Source organism: Streptomyces sp. SID14478 (assembly GCF_010548525.1).
Lineage (GTDB): Bacteria > Actinomycetota > Actinomycetes > Streptomycetales > Streptomycetaceae > Streptomyces.
Genome location: NZ_JAAGMG010000790.1, coordinates 1 through 3,666 on the forward strand (window position 1 = coordinate 1; position 3,666 = coordinate 3,666).

Consider the following 3,666-nt stretch of genomic DNA (forward strand, 5'->3'; position numbering starts at 1 on the left):
GGCTGACCCGGGGCGAGCGGGCCGACGCCGCGCGCCTGCACGGGCGCATCGCCGCGGTCCACACGTTCGCGGGGCGCTACGGCGAGGCCCTGCGCTGCTGGCGCTCCGCGGTGGCCGGATATCGCAAGGAGGGCGACGTCCCGGCTCAGGCGAGGGCCTTGAGCGAACTGGCGCGGGTGCAGGAGTACGCGGGGCGGCCCGAGGAGTCGCTGTACACCTGCCAGGAGGCCGTCGAGTGGGCGCGCCAGGCCAAGGACGTACGGCTGCAGGCGGCGCTCCAGCTGCGGCTCGCCGACACCCTGGAGCGGCTCGGCGACCCCGCCGCGGCCAAGCTGCACCGGGGTGCCGCCGAGCGCATGCTGGGAGAGGAGATGCCTGGTGGCACCGTCGGCGGGCCCGCGGAAGCAAACCCTTCGGAACGAGCCGCTAACGCCTACGAAATCCGTAGTGCATCCACAAAAGATTGATGCATCGAAAGGCTAGACAGCTCGACAACCTTCATTAGACTGGCTCCGCCGCGTACTTCCGTGGCGTCTCCCGGTGTGTCCTTCGGCGCACTGGTATGCAGTGCATTGCCCGAGATATCCCCTGAGCCAAGGACCGTGATCGACGATGAAGGTCGGCATCCCCCGCGAGGTCAAGAACAACGAGTTCCGGGTGGCCATCACCCCCGCCGGCGTGCATGAGCTCGTGCGCCACGGCCACCAGGTCTTCGTCGAGCAGAACGCCGGTGTGGGTTCCTCGATCACGGACGCCGAGTACGTCTCCGCGGGCGCGCAGATCCTCGGCACCGCCGACGAGGTCTGGGCCACGGCCGACCTGCTGCTGAAGGTCAAGGAGCCGATCGCCGAGGAGTACCACCGGCTGCGCAAGGACCAGACGCTCTTCACGTACCTGCACCTGGCCGCGTCGAAGGAGTGCACCGACGCGCTGCTGGAGTCCGGCACGACCGCCATCGCGTACGAGACGGTCGAGACCGCGAACCGCCAGCTGCCGCTGCTCGCCCCGATGTCCGAGGTCGCGGGCCGGCTCGCCCCGCAGGTCGGCGCCTACCACCTGATGGCCGCCAACGGCGGCCGCGGCGTGCTGCCCGGCGGTGTCCCGGGTGTCGCCGCCGGCAAGGCCGTCGTCATCGGCGGCGGCGTCTCCGGCTGGAACGCCGCGCAGATCGCCATCGGCATGGGCTTCCACGTGACCCTGCTCGACAAGGACATCAACAAGCTCAAGGAAGCCGACAAGATCTTCGGTACGAAGATCCAGACCGTCGTCTCCAACGCGTTCGAGCTCGAGAAGGCCTGCCTGGACGCCGACCTCGTCGTCGGTGCCGTGCTCATCCCCGGCGCCAAGGCGCCGAAGCTCGTCACCAACGAGCTCGTCTCGCGCATGAAGCCGGGAAGTGTTCTTGTCGACATCGCGATCGACCAGGGAGGCTGCTTCGAGGACTCGCACCCGACCACGCACGCCGAGCCGACCTTCCCGGTCCACAACTCGGTCTTCTACTGCGTCGCCAACATGCCCGGCGCCGTGCCCAACACGTCGACGTACGCGCTGACGAACGCGACGCTGCCGTACATCGTGGAGCTCGCCAACCGCGGCTGGGCCGAGGCGCTGCGCCGCGACCCGGCGCTCGCCCTGGGCCTCAACACCCATGACGGCAAGGTGGTTTACAAGGAGGTCGCAGAGGCGCACGGCCTGGAGCACCTGGAGCTGGAGACCCTGCTCGGCTGAGTCCTCTCGGCGACGACGTCAACGAAAGTCGTCAATCTCACGCCTGCGGCCGGACCTTGCGAGAGGTCCGGCCGTAAGTGCATGGGTACGGACATGGCCAACTCGCCTTGAACGTAACCCTTTAACCGATTCGCGCAGCCGCGAAACACGCCGAAGAACCGGCGCACGCCCTTGACATGAGGGTGTTCTGTTGTCGCTGAAGTGCCGACACATCGTGCCCGGAACGGCGGATTGTGTTGCTGCGGACCGGTGACACGCCATAGAGTCGCCAACCGTCGGCATGGTGCCACGCTGACCTATCGATAAATGTTCCTGGTCACATCCAAGGAGGTAAGACGACTTGTGAATGAGTCGACATTTACTCCCGGAGGTGGCCAGCCAGGCGGACAGGTTCCCGCGGAGCTTCAGGCTGTCGGCTCCGTAGCTGTGCGTACCTTCGCGGCCCACCAGAGCGGCTCCCGGACCAGCCCCCAGCAGACGCCGACGCAGACAGCACACCAGAGCATGGATGGCCATCACGTGAACGCCATGGCCGGCGACCGAAGTGGCGACACACACAGCCACTTCGCCGACTACGACGAACTGTCCCCCCAGGGGCACTTCTACGACCCTGACGCCGAGTACGAGCCCGACCCCGAGTACGCGGCCACGCTCGCCCCCGACGCTGCACGCCAGCGTCGCGAGCGCGTCGGTCCGACCGGACGTCCGCTCCCGTACTTCCCGATCCCAGGACCGCTGACCGATCACGGCCCCGCGAAGATCATCGCGATGTGCAACCAGAAGGGCGGCGTGGGCAAGACCACGTCGACCATCAATCTGGGTGCGGCACTTGCCGAGTACGGCCGCCGGGTCCTGCTCGTCGACTTCGACCCGCAGGGTGCCCTGTCGGTCGGCCTCGGCGTGAACCCGATGGAGCTCGACCTCACGGTCTACAACCTGCTCATGGAGCGGGGGATGTCCGCGGACGAGGTGCTCCTGAAGACCGCCGTCCCGAACATGGACCTGCTGCCGAGCAACATCGACCTGTCCGCTGCGGAAGTGCAGTTGGTCAGCGAGGTGGCGCGCGAGTCCACGCTGCAGCGGGCGTTGAAGCCGCTGATGGCCGACTACGACTACATCGTGATCGACTGCCAGCCCTCGCTCGGCCTGCTCACGGTGAACGCGCTGACGGCCGCTCACAAGGTGATCGTGCCGCTGGAGTGCGAGTTCTTCGCGCTGCGCGGTGTGGCCCTGCTGACCGAGACCATCGAGAAGGTCCAGGAGCGGCTGAACCCGGAGCTGGAGCTCGACGGCATCCTCGCCACGATGTACGACTCCCGGACGGTGCACAGCCGTGAGGTCCTGGCGCGCGTGGTCGAGGCGTTCGACGATCACGTCTACCACACCGTGATCGGCCGGACCGTGCGCTTCCCGGAGACCACGGTCGCCGGTGAGCCGATCACCACGTACGCCTCGAACTCGGTCGGTGCCGCGGCCTATCGCCAGCTCGCCAGGGAGGTGCTCGCCCGGTGTCACGCCGAGTGAGTCTGCCGGGGGCCGACGAACTGTTCCGTACGACCGGGGGAATGGCACTGCAGTCGTCGTCGCCACGGCGGCCTGCGAACGGTGAGGCCCGGGTGCCCGGGCCCGCCGGTGAGAGCGACGAGGCGGCCGCCTCGTCGTCCGGCGGGCAGGACGGTGACGCGGACACGGGTTCCGCCCCGTCCGGCGAACACACCGCCGCGGACGCCGAGTCCGACGCCGGCTCACGCAGCCGGGGCGCGGGCGCGAGGCCGCCGCGGACAAGACGGCCCGGCGTTCCTCCTCCGGCGGCGCGCAGGAAGGTTCTGGCAGCGGCCGGGGCACGGCCGCCGCGCGGCGCCGCTCCCGGGCCGCCAACCGACGGCCCAGCGGCCGTGAACGGCACGACGAGAAGATCACCGTGTACGTCTCCGCCGA

Annotated in this window: 3 protein-coding genes and 1 pseudogene; all 4 read left to right on the forward strand. The window is 68.6% G+C overall.

Annotated elements, in window-relative coordinates; genetic code table 11:
* Window positions 1-467 (forward strand): tetratricopeptide repeat protein (locus tag G3I40_RS26155; RefSeq protein WP_164304603.1); only part of this gene is annotated, 467 nt, incomplete at its 5' end.
* Window positions 468-612: 145 nt separating this feature from the next.
* On the forward strand, window positions 613-1,728 hold the full coding sequence (gene ald / locus G3I40_RS26160; protein ID WP_164304605.1) for an alanine dehydrogenase: 1,116 nt from the start codon (window positions 613-615) through the stop codon (window positions 1,726-1,728).
* Between the two features lie 504 nt (window positions 1,729-2,232).
* Window positions 2,233-3,252, forward strand: a complete 1,020-nt coding sequence (locus tag G3I40_RS46570; RefSeq protein ID WP_239091945.1) for a ParA family protein — start codon at window positions 2,233-2,235, stop codon at window positions 3,250-3,252.
* A pseudogene (locus G3I40_RS47360) lies at window positions 3,249-3,666 on the forward strand (hypothetical protein); the annotation flags it as partial. The gene G3I40_RS46570 and the pseudogene G3I40_RS47360, both read left to right, overlap by 4 nt.